Below are 15,575 nucleotides of genomic sequence, written 5' to 3' on the forward strand. Positions count from 1 at the left end.
TTTATGAAAGAATAACTAAAAAATAATGGCATTGTTTTTTTATTTAATTTTTTAGTTATTGTTATTGGCTACAATTTGATTCGATATTTAATTGTTAAAATATGTGATTATAAATTATACTATTTTAATTCTTTATTTATATATTATGAGATATTGTAGATATCGTTAATATTGTTTTTTATTTAGTGAATTTATTTATTAATGGGATTAAAATTACTTTTTAAATTGCTTTATTTTTTACAATATTTCATTGTAAAGAGACTGTGCTATTTGGTTTTAGTATGTTTTTTTTCTTGGAGAAATTTATTATGAATATCCATATGTTGCAACTTCATATTTTATCAATGAGTTGTTTACTATTATTTTCAGCATTAGATGCTATTATTAATATTCAAATCCCAAAATTAGCTATAGTTCCTGTGACTAATGATACCAAACGTGGTATTAAACGTTTAAATAGTGAATATTAAATATTTGTTTGTTATGATGCGTATTTTATTTTAATTCGATTGTTATCTTTTTTTAATAAGTATGCACTTAATGAAAGATATGCTATGCTTGAGATATCTTATCTCTAGGCACATGCAGTTCAGCACGGCTTATTTGTTTCTATGTGTTATTGTGTATATAGTTTTATTACAGATAAGTACGTGAGGCATGTAATTAATATAATATAATTAAATGCATTATAACATGTAATATATTGCTATGATTTATTCTATAATAAAAATAATTTGACATTTATATTAAATATGGTATATTCATCCCTAATGGATATGGCTAAGTTCTTATCTAGACGGTTTTCAGTCTATTCTTCTATTCTTCTATTCTTCTATTCTTCTATTCTTCTATTCTTATATTCTTTTTCAATTTGTTATGCATTAGATGCATATCTATAAATTAGCTATGTTCGATATGTCTCTGTACTTTATCTAATGTTTATCTTTTAGTTTTTTTAGTTATCTTTTATGAGCTTGTAGATATTTTTATAAGCTATTTTTTATTTTTGTCCTTCTTATTAATTTTTTGATCTTAATTAGAATTGTTCTTTGATATCACGATATTTTTGAAAAAACTATATACCGTAAAATCTTATTCAGGAAAATATCTATGAACATCGCTATTCCTTTTGGGAGATTGTGATCGGTGTCTATTATCAAATTTTATTCTTTAAACAAAAGATATTCAAAAAAAAATAAATTTTCTGGACCAGAAGTATCTTTGCAGGATGTGTATAGAGATATTTTTACCATAGATTTTTTAAAATATGGACGAAAAGTTATTAAAACTTTGCGAATGGAAAAACCTGAACAATATCTGCGTATGGTGTTTCAAATCCTATCAATGGAACAGGGGGATAAAGAAGAAGCAAGCAACGGAGATCAGCTTACAGATGCAGAATTATATGAAATCATCAGATCTCTTGAAGAAGAATTGCAACTTTTCGCAGATTCTCAAAGAAAAGATGTTGATTCTTCAACAGTTGAAAAAGCGTCGTAACTTTAGGCGTCTTGATTTTTATAAGCCATATGAACAGCAAAAAATATTTCACAATGCTGGTAAAATTGCTAGAGAACGTTTATTTATGGCTGGCAACCAATTGGGAAAAACTTTGGCAGGAGCTGCTGAGGCTGCAATTCACCTTACTGGCTCTTATCCTGAATGGTGGCAAGGGCATCGCTTTAAGTGCCCAATTATTATGATAGCAGGATCTATATCTTATGAATTAACTAGTGATGGTATTCAGCGTCTTTTGTTGGGCGAACCGATGTCTTTGGATAAGCATGGTAGTGGAATGATACCTGCAAATGCAATAATAAATGTTACTCGTCGTGCTAGTATTGCAGGTGCTTATAATACGGTGACAGTTAAACATATAACTGGAGGAACATCTATTGTATTATTTAAAGCTTATGAACAAGGAAGGGAAAAATGGCAGGCCAATACAGCAGATTATGTATGGTTTGATGAAGAACCTCCAGAAGACGTCTATTTTGAAGGATTGACAAGAATTAATGCAAAACAAGGCATGGTTGTTTTAACTTTAACACCATTAAAAGGTATTACCAGTATTATTGATCATTATCTTTCTTCTATATCAAATGATCGTCAAGTTATTAGAATGACCCTTGATGATAGTTTACACTATACACCACAAGATAAAATACGGATTATCAATAGTTATCCATTGCATGAGAGAAAAGCTCGTATAAAAGGAGAGCCTATGCTTGGATCAGGACGAATTTTCCCGATTATAGAAGAAGATATTATCGTTGCTTCTTTTAATATCCCTTCTCATTGGTTACAAATTGGAGGAATGGATTTTGGTTGGCATCATCCTTTTGCGGCAGTGCATATGGCATGGAATCGTGATTCAGATGTTATATATATTGTTAAAAATTATCGATGTAGGGAACAAACACCGATTTTTCACTCTGCAGCATTGAAGAATTGGGGGGAATGGCTTCCTTGGGCTTGGCCACATGATGGTTTGCAACATGATAAGGGTTCGGGAGAACAATTAGCTTCTCAATATCGGAAACAGGGATTAAAAATATTGGGAGAGCGTGCTACCTTTGATGATGGCAGTAGTGGGGTCGAAGCAGGATTATCTGATATGCTAGATAGAATGAGATCTGGGCGTTGGAAAGTATTTTCTGAATGTCAGGATTGGCTCGAGGAATTTCGCCAATATCATCGCTGTGGAGGTCGTATCATTAAAGAAAAAGATGATTTAATTTGTGCTAGCCGTTATGCCTTGATGATGAAGCGTTTTGCTATCCAGAAAGAATCTAGCGCTTATTGGAAATATATTCCCAGACAGGTGATATGAGCTCTATTAATTATGAAACTTTTTACAAGTTAGAAATCTTCTAATCCTTAAAATATATTTCAAAGATATAATTGTATATCATCCTTTAACAAAAGATGTATTCTACATGACAACTGATTATACAAAAAGCAATTTTGCTAGTACAATAACGCGTCTTATTTCAGATGCTGAAGTAATGCTATCAGAGAGACAACAAACTTATATATATGCACGAGAATATTATAACGGGATTATGCATGATGTTCCATCTGTTGATGGTCATTCCTCTGTTGTTTCTTGTGATTTGCGTTCTGCAATTCGTAAAATAATGCCATCCATTTGTAGAATACTTTTATCTGGACATAAATTCGTTGAATATTGTCCAGTAAATCAAGGCGATGAAAAAATGGCAACGGCTGCTAGCGATTATATAAATAATATTATTTTCCCAGAAGGAAAAGGGGTTGAAGCTGTTGAAAGTTCTATATATGACGCATTATTATCTGGTATTGGTATTTTAACATGGCGGTATGAACTGAAATATAATTGTATGACAAGCTTACATACTGGACTTGATGAACATTCCTTTATTACTCTTGTCAAAGATACTGATGTTGAAGTACTTGAGCATACACAAAGGAATGATTCTGATAATATAATTCATGACGTGCGTATTAAACGAAAATATTATCAGGGGAAAGTCTATATAGACGCTGTGCCACCAGATGAATTCCTTATTCATCCTGATGCAACTGATATTGATAAAAGTCCTATTGTTGGAAGAAAATTATATCTAACACGCTCAGAGTTAATTTCTATGGGTTATGATCGTGAACATATAAATCAATTACCTATTGCCAATGATGTTAATAAAAGAGAAAATCATTGGCAATTTCATAAAGATAATAATCTTCAGCCTTCTCTTGAAACAATAGAATATTATGAATTATATGTAACCATTGATTATGATGAAGATGGAATTGCAGAATTGCGTCGTGTTGTTATGGCAGGCGGCACAAGTTATGATAATATACTAGTTAATGAAGAATGGGATGAGCTACCTTTTACATGTTTGCGTGCTATTCGTGCTCCTCATTGTTTCGTTGGTGAAAGCTTAGCAACATCTATTATTGAAATTCAAAGAATAAAAACTGTGTTGCTGCGTCAAACTTTAGATAATCTTTATTGGCAAAATCAGCCACAAACAGTTGTCCAAGAAGGATCTATCTTGGATCCAGATAGCGTGTTAAATCCTAAATTTGGTCAGCCAATTCGTGTTTCTGCGGGAATGGATGTGCGTGGAGTATTGGGAATACATAGCGTTCCTATGATTGCCGATAAATCTTTTGCAATGTTGCATTATTTAGATCAGGAAATCGTAGATCGTACAGGCATTTCTGATCAATCTGCCGGAATTTCTCCTGAGATTTTACAAAATATGACCGCTACGGCAACATCTTTAATTGAACAGAGTGGTATAGGACAGGTAGAACTGATTATCAGAACTTTAGCAAAAGGATTAGAAAGGTTATTTCGAGGATTATTGCGCTTGATTATTCAGCATCAAGATAAAGTACGCATGGTAAGATTGCGTGATAAATGGGTCAAATTTGATCCACGATATTGGAATGCTGATATGGATGCTAAAGTCAATATTGGTTTAGGATCTGGAAGTCGTGAACGAGATATTATGATGATGTCACAGCTTCTTTCTATTCAAAAAGAGATTATAATGGCATTTGGTTTTGATAATCCATTTGTATCATCTAGTAATTTATACGATGGTATAGCTCGTCTTGCTGAATCTACGGGGATTCAAAACGTTAATGAATATTTTACAAGACCAAACTTAAGCTCTGATAAATCTTTGAAAAATAATTCTTATATGAGTGAAAAGATTCAACGTTTGCAATTTGAACAATCTCTAGATTATGCCAGATTACAAGCAGAAATAGCTATAAAACGTGAAAAAATACAAGCTGAAATTGATTTGAAAAAACATCAGATAGATGCAGAATCCTTAATCAAAGAAAAATTAGCATTAAATAAAAATAATATAAATATTTGATTTAAAAATTACTGCTTTTAATCTTTTAACAAGAGGTATTATATGATTATGTCTGACGATTTGTTGAATAATGAAACTATGCCTGACAACTCATCAAAACAGAAGCCATGGCAATTTTCGAATAAAAGATCTTTAGAACATCGCCACCAAAATTTAAACGTAAGTCGTGAACCAAAAATTGATCATTCTATGCCTAAATATTATTCTTTAGATGAAATAGATCTTCCAAATTTAGAAAACATAAACCCTAATCAATTGAATAAAAAATTGCATAATAATTTGAATATGCGACACGAAAACAGCATTTTAACTGAAGATTATTATTGTCATAATCAAAGAGAACAAAATGATTTAGATCAAGATGAATCTATAGAAACGATATCGCATAATTCAGAAGATGAAATTAAAAATCTACCTGATACGCACGAAATAATACTTGATAATGGTGAAAAAATTACCATTGCTAAACTAAAAAAATAATATTATCGCCGTGAAAATTTTATATCAAATCAACAAAAAATTTCCGAACAAAAAGGAGATTTACAAAATAAAGCAAGAATTATAGCGCAATCTGCTGATGCATTGGCACAAATGATCAATACTCACATTCCAGCAGAGCCAAATCCTTTGCTTGCTGAAACAGATCCAGCTACTTATCAGTATATGAATGACTTGCGACAAAAAGCATTGAATATAGTTGAGAGTTTTATAGAGATTGGGCGTCATCCTAATAATATTGCTATTGAATATGAAAATGAATCTATTGCAAAAAAGCTTGAGTCTGAAAATGAAAAATTAGAAAGTATGTTTCCACAAACAAAAGATCCAATCCAAAGAGAAACATTTTTTCAAAATATCTTTGCAATAGGAAAAAAATTTGGCTTTCAAGAAGAAGAAATTAAAGACATCATCGATCACCGTTTGCTTGCTCTTGCATATTATGCTCAATTGGGAATGAAATCTCAAAAAATATCAAATGAGGTTTATAATAAAACTCTATTAAAGCCTGCAGTTACTATCTCATCTAAGGGTAAAAAATACCACAATCAACATCAAACGATATCGCAAGAACAAGCTATTAGGAAACTACATAAAACTGGGTCTTTATATGATGCTTTGAAGGTTGATTTTGTATAAATATATATACGTTAATTATATTAATTTCAATTATATGAAAATATTTGGTTTATATTTACAATTTTACTTTATTTAAAATGGTTGAATAAAGGTTACTTTATGTTGGTTAATAATCAATAAGACGCTGTCTATATTATTCTGTATCTACTAGAAGTTACAATAAAATAACTACAATTCATAATCAAAAGTATGTATTAAATTATTGAGTTTCTTATCTATCTTTAATTGATATTTTTCATTCTTATAATCAGTAATATATACTCAATCACTTATATAATAATCTATCTTGAGCTGTAATAGCTAATAAATTTTTTTATTAAAAAATATAATAAATTTACATTAATTAAGGGAATATTTTCAATCATGGCTGCAGTTAACAATACATTTATGAGTACATCATCTAACTCTAATAAAGAATCGCTTTCAGATGTTGTATCACGAATTACTCCTGAAGACACTCCTATCTATTCTATGATTAAAAAAGGTGTAACAAAATCTATTCATCCAGAGTGGATTGTTGATGAATTAGCCGCTCCTGGACCCAATGCTCAGTTGGAAGGGGATGAATATAGCTTTGAATCAATAAAATCTCCTGAAAGATTAGGGAATTATACACAAATTATGATTAAAAGTTGGGTATTATCTGGTACTCAAGAATCAGTTGAAGATGCGGGAAATTTATTAAAGCACAAAGAGCAAAAGCTTAAAAAAGCTCTTGAAATTCGTAAAGATGTTGAATTTGCTCTTGTGAGTTCACAAGCATCGGAAAAGGCATCCCCGCGTAAACTTGCTTCTTTGAGTACTTGGATTAAAACAAATGTAAGTAGAGGTAAAGAAGGAAGTTCAGGAGGTTATGATTATACGACTGGGATGACTAAAGCTGCAAAAGACGGGGAACAAAGAGCTTTTACAAAGCAACTTCTTGATGATGTGATGCAAGCTGGTTATCAGAATGGTGCTAACTTTCGTCATATTGTTGTTTCTCCATACGTTAAAAGTGAATTTGTTAGGTTTATGTCGGACTCAAATGTAGCATCCTTTAGATATGCTGTATCTGGTAATGAGGGAAATAATACTATTGTTGCAACAGCTGATATTTATGATGGACCATTTGGAAAAGTTATGGTCCATCCTAATCGTATTATGGCCAATAAAGCTGAGACCGCTAGAAATGCCTTTCTTATTGATGCTGATATGTTAGAATTTTTATGGTTGCGTAAAATTCAAGAAGATAAAAATATTTCAAAGACTGGCTATTCAAATAAAGGAATACTTATCGGAGAGGGAACCTTAAAAGTAAAAAATGAAAAAGCAATAGGGGTTGTTGCAGATCTCTTTGGACTATCGAAAACAACTTAAGAAAGTAAAATAAGATGGATATATATGATGGTTCCTGGAGATTGATCAGTTATGACATGTCAACAGGAAGAACAATTTGGTTTTTATCAGACGGTCAAAATGATGTTTATCGTATTGATTATCCTGTTACAAATATCATCGAGAATAATAAGATTGCTCGCGAGCAATCTTCTGGCAAAATAGTAGGTGATTGGCAGAGAATAGCAAGTATACCTTTAGATATTGTTAGAAATTCTCACCTCTTACAGGCGCATTCTGAGGGTGATGATGTTTGGATTAGAAATTGGCTAAATAATATGGACAATTCTGTTTGGCGCACTTCGGAGGGACATGTGTGATGGCAAAGGATTATGCTTCTTTATTAATTGATGCAAGTCATTATGCTGAAAAAAACGGATTCACTTTTTTGTTTAAAGATTTCCTTCATAATGTTGAAGTAAAAATTAATCGTGAATTGCGTTTGCGAGAAATGGAAAAAAAGGTTGTACTTTCGCTTGTTGATGGATCTGTGACATTGCCAGATGATTATATTGAAATTCGTTATTTACATGATGCTCGTGGAAATAAATTAGATCATCTTCCTTTAAGTATTTCTTTGAAAAAAAATACCGGATATATCATAACAGCTGATTCAATTTGCGTTTTGCCGGCAGTTTCTGAGGATGTTTGTCTTTATTATTATGGATGTATTCCACCGCTGACAGAAGAAATCCCTGTAAATTGGTTGCTTCACAGAGCTCCAGATATTTATATTTATGGCTTGGTTGAAGAAATAGCTTTATGGGAGCAAAAGCTTGATAAGGCATCTACAGCTAGTGCATTATTCCAAAACGTTATAAAACAATTGCAGAAAAAAGATATGAGTATGCGTTGGTCTGACAGAAATATAAGTCGTTCTGGATTAACTCCATGAAGGTGATAGAAATACTGAATACGGTTTGCGATCTAGTCGGTCTATCACGATTTGAAAATATCTATGGAAATCATAGTGATAATTCTGCTCTCATGTTATCTTTATTACAACAATCGGGTCAAGAAATAAGTTGCCGTGTTGATTGGCCACAGTTGTTACGAACAATAAAAGTAGAAAGTTCACCTTTTAATATTCCAAATGATTTTCACAGGCCATTATTTGGTGGAGCGGTTATTATTGATAATAATCGTTTTGCTAGACCAGTTAATACAGCTTTTGATTGGGAAATAGTTAAGAATATCTCTGATTATCCTTGGTATTGGATTGATAATAAAGTTTTACATATATCTGTTTCTGCTATGGCGACTCTTAGATATTTTTCTAAAAATTGGCTTATTGATGCTAATAATAATCCCAATATAACGATTACATCAGATGATGATATTACTGTTTTGCCATCGCATCTTTTAATAAAAGACATTATTTGGAGATGGCGTCGTGCACAAGGATTGAATTTTATTGATCAATTACGGGAATTCGATGCCTCTATCGATTCAGAAATGTTATTGGTGCTTGGAGGATGAAATGCCTAGGTTTTTTAGGGAAAAATATCCTTTGTCCTCAATGAATGAACAAGAACTTTCTAGTTCAGAATTTCATAATTATTTACACTTTCCGTATGGAAACGTAAAATTAGCAGGAAGTGAATGCGGTTTTTTACGTAATTTTTGGCCTTCATCTCGAAATCCAATTGTAAGAGGAGGATGCAAAAAAGTATGTAATATTAACAATAATAGTAATATTGTAACGGCATTTTCGTATCAAAGTGGTTTTAAGAAGAGAGTGTTTATTGCTAATGATCGGGCAATATATGATGTTAGCTATCCTGAATTAGGAGAAGCTGTAAAACCGTGTGTTTATAATATGCATTCAGGTGATTGGTCTACATTTCAGTTTTCAACCCCAGAAAAAACATTCTTAATTGCAGTTAATGGTAAGGATGAACGTCAGATTTATGATGGTAATCAGTGGATATCTGATCATCCAAAAATTATCTTTGAGGGAAATAATAATAAAGATTATATACGTTTTTTATATGGATGGATGTTTAAAAATCGTCAATGGTATATTGCTTCATATAGCATGGATGCTTGGTATCTACCTATTAGATCTTTAGGTGGAGTAGCAAAAGTTTTTCCTCTAGGAGGGATCATGCAATCAGGTGGATCGTTGATAGCAGGATTTTCTTGGTCTACGGAAAGTGGTGATGGTTTATCAGCATTATGTGTCTTTATATCAACTGTTGGTGAAGTTGCTGTATATGGTGGTGATGATCCGGATAATGCTTCTTCTTTTGCTCTTAAGGCTATTTATCATATTGGTCGTCCATTAGGGAAAAATGCAATTGCTTTTGTTAGAAACGATGTATTGATTGCTACAATCAATGGTTTGATTTCTATGAAAAATATTCTCGTCATGGAGGGAAAAGAAAGTTTGCCTTTATCTTGGAGTATCCAAGAAGAGTGGGATCAATCGGTTGTCGCTTCACCAGTAGGATGGAGTTTGACTGTTTGGGAAAAACGCAACATGCTTTTGGTTACTTTCCCAAGAAATTCTATATTGTCTGATAAAACATTTGTGATGAATATTTCAAATAATAATTGGTCAAGTTTTCATAATTGGTTGGCACAGGCATATGTAATTTCAAATGAAAATGTTTTTTTTGGAGATTATGAAGGATCTTTTTGGCAAGGTGATATTACGGGATCAGATAATGGCAAACCTTTTTCAGCTGTTTATCTTTCTTATTTTCAAGCTGGTAATTCTTATTTGAGTAAGAAAAAAAGGGCTTGTTTTGCTAATATGACTATTAGTGCTTATGAACGTCCATATGTAAAACTATTTGCTCGTTCTGATTATGATAAAAGCTATCCTAATTTTTCAAAGGCAACCATTAATAATCATCCAGATATTGGTGGGATATGGGATAATTCTGCATGGGATTATTCTTCATGGAGAGATGATTTTTTTGTACGAAAGAAAATTATTTTTAATTTTTGCCAGAATGTGACAGCATATGGAGATTTTTTAGCTATTGGTTGTATCATCACATCTGCTGGGATGGATATCAATGATATTCAAATTAATAATGCAAAACTTTTAATTGAATAAATATAGGATGTACATAATGGATATTATTTGGGGTGGAGTTAAAACACCTGCAATTAATCAAGCTATAGCAAATTTTGTAGGAAAACGTATTAAAAATTGTGCTGAAGGATGGAATAATTTTGTTAGCATTGGTTTTTTAGAAAATAACCTTTTATTGGCTGGAGTTATATATCATAATTATTGTCCTATAGCTAATGTTATAGAGTTATCAGGAGCTTCTGACACTAAACATTGGCTTACTAGGAAATCATTGAAGGAGATATATAACTATCCTTGGAATGAATTAAATTGCCAAGCTGTTGTTCAGCGTGTTCCGGATGAAGATTTTGCACAGCATCGTATGTTAGCTTTTTTAGGTGCTATTCGTTATCATATCCCGCGTTTGAGGGGGCGAGATGCTGCAGAAAATATATATGTTATGACGCATGAATCGTGGATGAATAATAAAATTAATAAATAATTTTTTTAGTATCGAAGTATAAAATTGATCAATTTTTAGCTAAAAGGCAATCAGTATTTTTTGTATAATAAATTTATATTTTTCTTATATGAAATATTTATAAAAATATAATTATTACTATACAACCTGAAACATTATTATATTTTTAGATTTAATATAGTGATTTTTATTAAAAACAATAACCGACAATCAGATAATTTTATCAAATAATATTTTTACTGCCGATTTTTTTATTTTTTATTTTAAGAATATTAAAACGATTAATATCTGAAAATATTTATTATATTATTGTGATAATTTTATAATCACGAGGATTATATTATGGGAAAAAGACAACCTCCTACTCCGCCATATCCTAAATCTATCGCTTCTATGCAGTTAGCTGGCAATATTGGATCTTCTATTGCTAATATATCTAGGGATAATATCAATCAGATAACACCAGATGGAACTTTGCACTATAATCAGATTGGTACAAATAAAATCACCGATCCTTATACAGGATCTGAAATATCTATTCCTCAGTATGCACGGACATATTCACTTAACCCTTTATCACAAGAAATACATGATAAATATAATCTCAATAAGCGATATTTATCTGATATTTTAACACAGCATCTCAATACTTTTGCACAAAAAAATAATAATCATGTCAATAACACTCAATCTTTTGATATTCCTAAGTTTCAAGCAGATCTTTCGCAAGAAAAAAAAGATGATCTTTTACATAAAAATGCGAATATTATTTATGACTATGGGAATTCTGGAGGAGAAAACTATGAAAAAACGCTTTTTTCTCGTTTAGAGCCACATCTTCAACAAGATCGTCAGTCTTTATAGGCAAAATTAGCAAATCAAGGGTTTTTACCAGGATCTATTGCTTGGGATAGATCGGTGGATGAAATTAATAGAAAAGCTAATGACGCACGACTAGCAGCTATATTAAAATCATCTGATGAGAAAGAACGTATAGAGAATATGAAGGCAAAAAGAGCATATTTTCATAATCTTGCACAAGCACAAGATTATGAACAAAAAATGGCTAATCAACAAAACTCATTGCATGAGTTATTATCTCTTATGCAGGCTATTGCTCCTTCAAAAATTGTTATGCCAGATCATAAAAGTACTCCTATTTCACCAGTTGATTATAAAGATATTGTTCAAAATGATTATCAAAATCGTTTTGTTGATTGGAAAGAAAGGCAAAAAAATATTTTGAATTACATTAATATGGGTTCAAAGTTAATTGATCCTCTTGTTTCTGATCGTCGAATGAAACGTGATATAAAACCTGTAGCTGGCCTTTATAAATATCGATATCACTCAGATCCATCTGATATTCAGCGTATTGGCGTAATGGCACAGGAAATAGGAAAGATTCGTCCAGATGCGGTTATTACAAATCATCAAGGAATTAAATCAGTAGATTATGGTCGTCTTTTCCATTTTCCAAAACATTTGCGTAAAAGAAGAAAATGAGTTTTAAATAATTTTTTCGCAAAAATTTCATCATTAATTTCTTAGTGAGATCGATTATCTCACTAAATATATATTCGCACATTAATTTTTGATCATTAGATGGTTTATAAATTATCAAATTTATAGATTATTTCTAATTTTTATTTTGATATTTATATTTTTAGAAGGATATTTTATGCCACGTATAAAAGACGTTTATGTTCTTCCATCTGGAACAAAAGCCTATCCAAATAGTAGTATTAGTAGTAGTTCCTATAATAATTTATTAGAAGATTTGGCATTTGATAATAATTATCCTAGACCTATTTCTGCGGGAGGAACTGACGCTACAAATATTGATCAAGCTCGTATTAACCTAGGTGCTGATGATGCGAGCAATCTTAAAAAGGGATTTATCTCTGAAAAATTATTGCCTTTTCAACCAGTTCAACAAGGAGGAGGTATTCATCAGGCAAATAATAAGATATATTTGGGATGGAATGGACGAAATTTATTGCTACAAGTTGATTCATTACAGCTTGAAGATGTTTGGACATCTAAACTTGCACCTATTGCCTTACAAAATTTAGTTAATCATGCAAATACGGCAGATCGTATTGTTTATACTTCTTCAGATAAGAAATATTTAAGTTCGCCTTTATCTTCATTCATGCGAAAATTGCTTGATTGTAAAGATCATGAAAAGTTACAAATGGATATTTTTAAAGATGGTATCAAAATTTATAAAGATTCCATTGTGATTTTTGAACTAACAAATACTGGTGATATTATTTGTGATAAACGATCTAAAACAGTATGGCAGGGGATCGATTCTGCTAAAAGTATAGCGGATGATATGACCAAAACATGGAAAGATGCTTGGATTAGTAATACAAATATTATCAACATAATGCGGGCTCCTGGATATATTCACTTTGATACCGATAAGGGGCCTGTGGGTTGTGCTTATTTTTCATCTGATGAAAGACTAAAACAAGTTCATGGATATTCAACTGATTCTGCTCTTGATATTTTTGATAAATTAGAATTTATTGATTTTAATTATCTTCCTTCCAGCTGTATGGATTCTTCATCGAGACATCCTATTGGCTTCTCAGCCAATAATTTGCAAAAAGCTAATCCACTGTTTGTTGATCAAATAGGGGATTATTTATCTCCTAATATTTCTGTGATTGTCACTTATCTAGCTAAATCAGTGCAAGAATTATCTCAGCAAGTGCAAGAATTATCTCAGCAAGTGCAAGAATTACGAAGCCTTATTAATAAGAAATCTGATTTTCCTTAATATTTAGATTAGATAAAATTTATTAATATAAAAAATAAAAATAAATCTATTATTTTTTATGAAAATTATTAATAAAGTCTAACAACTAAAAATAGTAGAATTATTAATGGGATATCAAATTTTAATTCTAATTTTATCTTATTCAATTTAATCCAATTCTATTCGTAAAATTATACTTTTTTATTTCTAAATTAGATAATTACTAAAATATTCACCAAAGAAGTTTTATGGGACAGATTGCTCAAACTTTTAATTATATGTTCCATAATCAACAAATACAATATTTCCTATTTTTTTCAAATATTAAAATATTATATAATTATAGAGGTCATAAAATGATTGATACTATTCTAAGCTTAATTGAAATATTTCAACCTATAGTAACATTATCAGTTTCTGTTTTTGCTCCTATATTATTTAAATCCATTGCAAAACCATTGATATGTTTATTGAATCTAACAGAAGATTCAAAACAACTGGAGATAGAGTCAAGACTACGTGATAGTTTGCATCAATCTGCCTCTAATGCTCTTAGATTTGCTATGTCAAAGTTAAAATCTTCTGATATTAGCCCTGCAGTTATAGAATTAGCACGTAGTTATGTCTATGAAAATAATCCTGAGACGATTAAGCAGCTTAAAATAGATGCAAATACAATCAAAAATATTATTTATTCTAAAACAGATATCGTAAAACAGTAAATTAAAATAATAATCAAAAAAACATTCATTTTGGTAATATATATTTAATAAAAATTGTTTATTGTTACATACGTTTTATATGTTGGGATAAATTTTTAAACTTTGAAAAAATATTTTACTTAATTATAGATTTTACTTAATTATAATTTGTATTTACGCTTATGCAAAAGACCTTAATGATTAGTATTTTTTTTAATTTTTTATATTAATAATTATTTATCGTTACATTTTCTTCTTTTCTATTTTATTGAATTTTAAAGGTGTTTAATAAAAAATCCCCTCTCTTAAAAGGAGAGGGGAGGATTCAGATTAATAGATGAATGAATAAATAAGCTTGTAATTTTTAGCTTTTAGATGGATAAGATCTGCTTATTTGCAATTATAAGAAGCCATTGGCTTGTATGGTATTTATCCATTTTTAGCCGGTATGATTGCTGAAGTAAGAATATTCAATATACTTTCTTCATTATCTAAAGATTATAATATTTATCGTTTGAACAAACTATATTTGTGTCTGTTATATTTGATATTTTAGATAAGATTTATTTTATTTTCAAATTTATGAAATGCTTTATAGGATAATAAATATAATCAATGCTATTTTTCCTTAGCGATGATTGCTTATTGTGAGACCAGCTGGCATTACGATTTTTTTTCGTGATTCTTAATAAATTATCTAGCAAATGTGGTTTTTCCAACTCCATAAATTAACATTAAAACAAATATATACTACATTTATTTTCATTCTATATACTAATTATTAGGTCCTTCTATGATCACCATTTCTCCGTTTATCTATATTCATATAGTTGGCAAAACCTGGAAAAAATTTCTATAAAATTAGCAATTTCATATCTTCAATATACATAAATACTTTTGATAGGCCATGCATAGTTAATTTATAATCTTGATGGCTATAAAACGTTTTTATGTATCCTTGTGGTATCATCAAATTTACTATTATTTTTATTGTATTTTCTCTACCAAGTTTTCTTTTTTATCATCAAACGATTTTCTAAATTGAGAATCAGTATATATTCTATATTTTTAAGATTCGTCTTTAATGATATCTAAAATTATATTTATTTTACTGTTACGTTATTCATCAAATTTATTATTATATTACTTTATTGCCAAACCTATGTTTTATTATGTATGCTCAAGTCATATACCCATGAAAATA

16 protein-coding genes are annotated in these 15,575 nt (G+C 30.5%); all 16 read left to right on the forward strand.

Translation table 11 applies throughout. The features are described from left to right. Window positions 1-308 precede the first annotated feature (308 nt). The 16 genes from LAM_RS05355 to LAM_RS05140 all read left to right on the forward strand — a co-directional run bounded on the left by LAM_RS05355 (window position 309) and on the right by LAM_RS05140 (window position 14,392). Window positions 309-470 carry a hypothetical protein gene (locus LAM_RS05355; protein ID WP_023466250.1) on the forward strand — a complete coding sequence of 54 codons (162 nt, stop codon included), beginning with the start codon at window positions 309-311 and terminating at the stop codon, window positions 468-470. Between the two features lie 676 nt (window positions 471-1,146). Beyond that, window positions 1,147-1,500: a hypothetical protein gene (locus LAM_RS02390; protein ID WP_007557439.1), complete on the forward strand. Its 354-nt coding sequence runs from the start codon at window positions 1,147-1,149 to the stop codon at window positions 1,498-1,500. After that, window positions 1,406-2,833: a terminase large subunit domain-containing protein gene (locus LAM_RS02395; RefSeq protein ID WP_051050888.1), complete on the forward strand. Its 1,428-nt coding sequence runs from the start codon at window positions 1,406-1,408 to the stop codon at window positions 2,831-2,833. Before LAM_RS02390 ends, LAM_RS02395 begins: the two co-directional genes overlap by 95 nt. Before the next feature lie 106 nt (window positions 2,834-2,939). Continuing rightward, a complete protein-coding gene (locus LAM_RS02400) occupies window positions 2,940-4,880 on the forward strand; it encodes a portal protein (protein ID WP_007557442.1) in 1,941 nt (646 codons plus the stop codon). Window positions 4,881-4,928: 48 nt separating this feature from the next. Then, entirely contained in the window at window positions 4,929-5,360 is a 432-nt protein-coding gene (locus tag LAM_RS02405) for a hypothetical protein (RefSeq protein WP_040055922.1), read from the forward strand. A 111-nt stretch (window positions 5,361-5,471) separates the two neighbouring features. Then, entirely contained in the window at window positions 5,472-6,017 is a 546-nt protein-coding gene (locus LAM_RS02410; protein WP_007557444.1) for a hypothetical protein, read from the forward strand. Between the two features lie 363 nt (window positions 6,018-6,380). Beyond that, window positions 6,381-7,376, forward strand: coding sequence for a DUF5309 domain-containing protein (locus tag LAM_RS02415; protein WP_007557445.1), 996 nt, complete (start codon window positions 6,381-6,383; stop codon window positions 7,374-7,376). A gap of 14 nt (window positions 7,377-7,390) precedes the next feature. After that, the gene (locus LAM_RS05280; RefSeq protein WP_007557446.1) at window positions 7,391-7,714 is read left to right on the forward strand and encodes a hypothetical protein; all 324 of its coding nucleotides are present in this window, start codon (window positions 7,391-7,393) and stop codon (window positions 7,712-7,714) included. After that, window positions 7,714-8,289 carry a phage adaptor protein gene (locus tag LAM_RS02425; protein ID WP_007557447.1) on the forward strand — a complete coding sequence of 192 codons (576 nt, stop codon included), beginning with the start codon at window positions 7,714-7,716 and terminating at the stop codon, window positions 8,287-8,289. The genes LAM_RS05280 and LAM_RS02425 overlap by 1 nt, the downstream gene beginning before the upstream one ends. Further along, the gene (locus LAM_RS02430) at window positions 8,286-8,873 is read left to right on the forward strand and encodes a hypothetical protein (RefSeq protein ID WP_007557448.1); all 588 of its coding nucleotides are present in this window, start codon (window positions 8,286-8,288) and stop codon (window positions 8,871-8,873) included. The genes LAM_RS02425 and LAM_RS02430 overlap by 4 nt, the downstream gene beginning before the upstream one ends. Then, on the forward strand, window positions 8,830-10,461 hold the full coding sequence (locus tag LAM_RS02435; protein WP_144079403.1) for a hypothetical protein: 1,632 nt from the start codon (window positions 8,830-8,832) through the stop codon (window positions 10,459-10,461). Before LAM_RS02430 ends, LAM_RS02435 begins: the two co-directional genes overlap by 44 nt. A 16-nt stretch (window positions 10,462-10,477) precedes the next feature. Beyond that, window positions 10,478-10,921, forward strand: coding sequence for a hypothetical protein (locus LAM_RS02440; RefSeq protein ID WP_007557450.1), 444 nt, complete (start codon window positions 10,478-10,480; stop codon window positions 10,919-10,921). A 321-nt stretch (window positions 10,922-11,242) separates the two neighbouring features. Then, a complete protein-coding gene (locus LAM_RS02445; RefSeq protein WP_023466254.1) occupies window positions 11,243-11,764 on the forward strand; it encodes a hypothetical protein in 522 nt (173 codons plus the stop codon). Between the two features lie 54 nt (window positions 11,765-11,818). Next, complete coding sequence (locus tag LAM_RS02450; protein WP_040055924.1) at window positions 11,819-12,406, forward strand: tail fiber domain-containing protein; 588 nt, start codon at window positions 11,819-11,821, stop codon at window positions 12,404-12,406. Window positions 12,407-12,581: 175 nt separating this feature from the next. Next, a complete protein-coding gene (locus LAM_RS02455) occupies window positions 12,582-13,691 on the forward strand; it encodes a tail fiber domain-containing protein (protein ID WP_007557451.1) in 1,110 nt (369 codons plus the stop codon). Between the two features lie 335 nt (window positions 13,692-14,026). Continuing rightward, window positions 14,027-14,392, forward strand: a complete 366-nt coding sequence (locus LAM_RS05140; protein ID WP_023466258.1) for a hypothetical protein — start codon at window positions 14,027-14,029, stop codon at window positions 14,390-14,392. Window positions 14,393-15,575 lie beyond the last annotated feature (1,183 nt).

The organism is Candidatus Liberibacter americanus str. Sao Paulo (assembly GCF_000496595.1).
In the GTDB taxonomy this organism is placed as follows: domain Bacteria; phylum Pseudomonadota; class Alphaproteobacteria; order Rhizobiales; family Rhizobiaceae; genus Liberibacter; species Liberibacter americanus.

What these genes read in the sequence shown, in the direction of transcription:
- LAM_RS02425 (WP_007557447.1), top strand. Translation starts at nt 7,714, where the DNA reads ATGGCAAAGGATTATGCTTCTTTATTAATTGATGCAAGTCATTATGCT.
- LAM_RS05140 (WP_023466258.1), top strand. Translation starts at nt 14,027, where the DNA reads ATGATTGATACTATTCTAAGCTTAATTGAAATATTTCAACCTATAGTA.
- LAM_RS02400 (WP_007557442.1), top strand. Translation starts at nt 2,940, where the DNA reads ATGACAACTGATTATACAAAAAGCAATTTTGCTAGTACAATAACGCGT.
- LAM_RS02440 (WP_007557450.1), top strand. Translation starts at nt 10,478, where the DNA reads ATGGATATTATTTGGGGTGGAGTTAAAACACCTGCAATTAATCAAGCT.
- LAM_RS02435 (WP_144079403.1), top strand. Translation starts at nt 8,830, where the DNA reads ATGCCTCTATCGATTCAGAAATGTTATTGGTGCTTGGAGGATGAAATG.
- LAM_RS02395 (WP_051050888.1), top strand. Translation starts at nt 1,406, where the DNA reads ATGAAATCATCAGATCTCTTGAAGAAGAATTGCAACTTTTCGCAGATT.
- LAM_RS02415 (WP_007557445.1), top strand. Translation starts at nt 6,381, where the DNA reads ATGGCTGCAGTTAACAATACATTTATGAGTACATCATCTAACTCTAAT.
- LAM_RS02405 (WP_040055922.1), top strand. Translation starts at nt 4,929, where the DNA reads ATGTCTGACGATTTGTTGAATAATGAAACTATGCCTGACAACTCATCA.
- LAM_RS02445 (WP_023466254.1), top strand. Translation starts at nt 11,243, where the DNA reads ATGGGAAAAAGACAACCTCCTACTCCGCCATATCCTAAATCTATCGCT.
- LAM_RS02410 (WP_007557444.1), top strand. Translation starts at nt 5,472, where the DNA reads ATGATCAATACTCACATTCCAGCAGAGCCAAATCCTTTGCTTGCTGAA.
- LAM_RS05280 (WP_007557446.1), top strand. Translation starts at nt 7,391, where the DNA reads ATGGATATATATGATGGTTCCTGGAGATTGATCAGTTATGACATGTCA.
- LAM_RS02455 (WP_007557451.1), top strand. Translation starts at nt 12,582, where the DNA reads ATGCCACGTATAAAAGACGTTTATGTTCTTCCATCTGGAACAAAAGCC.
- LAM_RS02430 (WP_007557448.1), top strand. Translation starts at nt 8,286, where the DNA reads ATGAAGGTGATAGAAATACTGAATACGGTTTGCGATCTAGTCGGTCTA.
- LAM_RS05355 (WP_023466250.1), top strand. Translation starts at nt 309, where the DNA reads ATGAATATCCATATGTTGCAACTTCATATTTTATCAATGAGTTGTTTA.